Origin of the sequence: Bacillus sp. MYb78 (assembly GCF_002975115.1) — a bacterium.
GTDB lineage: Bacteria > Bacillota > Bacilli > Bacillales > Bacillaceae_G > Bacillus_A > Bacillus_A cereus.
Genome location: NZ_PCOB01000065.1, coordinates 1 through 2284, shown reverse-complemented (window position 1 = coordinate 2284; position 2284 = coordinate 1). Strand labels below are relative to the sequence as shown.

The window sequence follows — 2284 nt, the reverse complement described above, 5'->3', positions numbered from 1 at the left end:
AGGTTAAGCTGAAGAGGCGGAGCCGCAGCGAAAGCGAGTCTGAATAGGGCGTTTAGTACGTGGTCGTAGACCCGAAACCAGGTGATCTACCCATGTCCAGGGTGAAGTTCAGGTAACACTGAATGGAGGCCCGAACCCACGCACGTTGAAAAGTGCGGGGATGAGGTGTGGGTAGCGGAGAAATTCCAATCGAACCTGGAGATAGCTGGTTCTCCCCGAAATAGCTTTAGGGCTAGCCTTAAGTGTAAGAGTCTTGGAGGTAGAGCACTGATTGAACTAGGGGTCCTCATCGGATTACCGAATTCAGTCAAACTCCGAATGCCAATGACTTATCCTTAGGAGTCAGACTGCGAGTGATAAGATCCGTAGTCAAGAGGGAAACAGCCCAGATCGCCAGCTAAGGTCCCAAAGTGTGTATTAAGTGGAAAAGGATGTGGAGTTGCTTAGACAACTAGGATGTTGGCTTAGAAGCAGCCACCATTTAAAGAGTGCGTAATAGCTCACTAGTCGAGTGACTCTGCGCCGAAAATGTACCGGGGCTAAATACACCACCGAAGCTGCGAATTGATACCAATGGTATCAGTGGTAGGGGAGCGTTCTAAGTGCAGTGAAGTCAGACCGGAAGGACTGGTGGAGCGCTTAGAAGTGAGAATGCCGGTATGAGTAGCGAAAGACGGGTGAGAATCCCGTCCACCGAATGCCTAAGGTTTCCTGAGGAAGGCTCGTCCGCTCAGGGTTAGTCAGGACCTAAGCCGAGGCCGACAGGCGTAGGCGATGGACAACAGGTTGATATTCCTGTACCACCTCTTTATCGTTTGAGCAATGGAGGGACGCAGAAGGATAGAAGAAGCGTGCGATTGGTTGTGCACGTCCAAGCAGTTAGGCTGATAAGTAGGCAAATCCGCTTATCGTGAAGGCTGAGCTGTGATGGGGAAGCTCCTTATGGAGCGAAGTCTTTGATTCCCCGCTGCCAAGAAAAGCTTCTAGCGAGATAAAAGGTGCCTGTACCGCAAACCGACACAGGTAGGCGAGGAGAGAATCCTAAGGTGTGCGAGAGAACTCTGGTTAAGGAACTCGGCAAAATGACCCCGTAACTTCGGGAGAAGGGGTGCTTTCTTAACGGAAAGCCGCAGTGAATAGGCCCAAGCGACTGTTTAGCAAAAACACAGCTCTCTGCGAAGCCGTAAGGCGAAGTATAGGGGGTGACACCTGCCCGGTGCTGGAAGGTTAAGGAGAGGGGTTAGCGTAAGCGAAGCTCTGAACTGAAGCCCCAGTAAACGGCGGCCGTAACTATAACGGTCCTAAGGTAGCGAAATTCCTTGTCGGGTAAGTTCCGACCCGCACGAAAGGTGTAACGATTTGGGCACTGTCTCAACCAGAGACTCGGTGAAATTATAGTACCTGTGAAGATGCAGGTTACCCGCGACAGGACGGAAAGACCCCGTGGAGCTTTACTGTAGCCTGATATTGAATTTTGGTACAGTTTGTACAGGATAGGCGGGAGCCATTGAAACCGGAGCGCTAGCTTCGGTGGAGGCGCTGGTGGGATACCGCCCTGACTGTATTGAAATTCTAACCTACGGGTCTTATCGACCCGGGAGACAGTGTCAGGTGGGCAGTTTGACTGGGGCGGTCGCCTCCTAAAGTGTAACGGAGGCGCCCAAAGGTTCCCTCAGAATGGTTGGAAATCATTCGTAGAGTGCAAAGGCATAAGGGAGCTTGACTGCGAGACCTACAAGTCGAGCAGGGACGAAAGTCGGGCTTAGTGATCCGGTGGTTCCGCATGGAAGGGCCATCGCTCAACGGATAAAAGCTACCCCGGGGATAACAGGCTTATCTCCCCCAAGAGTCCACATCGACGGGGAGGTTTGGCACCTCGATGTCGGCTCATCGCATCCTGGGGCTGTAGTCGGTCCCAAGGGTTGGGCTGTTCGCCCATTAAAGCGGTACGCGAGCTGGGTTCAGAACGTCGTGAGACAGTTCGGTCCCTATCCGTCGTGGGCGTAGGAAATTTGAGAGGAGCTGTCCTTAGTACGAGAGGACCGGGATGGACGCACCGCTGGTGTACCAGTTGTTCTGCCAAGGGCATAGCTGGGTAGCTATGTGCGGAAGGGATAAGTGCTGAAAGCATCTAAGCATGAAGCCCCCCTCAAGATGAGATTTCCCATAGCGTAAGCTAGTAAGATCCCTGAAAGATGATCAGGTTGATAGGTTCGAGGTGGAAGCATGGTGACATGTGGAGCTGACGAATACTAATAGATCGAGGACTTAACCATATAATATG

General features: G+C 52.2%; 1 rRNA gene. It reads left to right on the top strand.

Going from position 1 to position 2284, the window contains the following annotated elements:
* Positions 1 to 2276 (top strand): 23S ribosomal RNA (locus CQ064_RS32965); the annotation flags it as partial.
* Between the last annotated feature and the right edge of the window lie 8 nt (positions 2277 to 2284).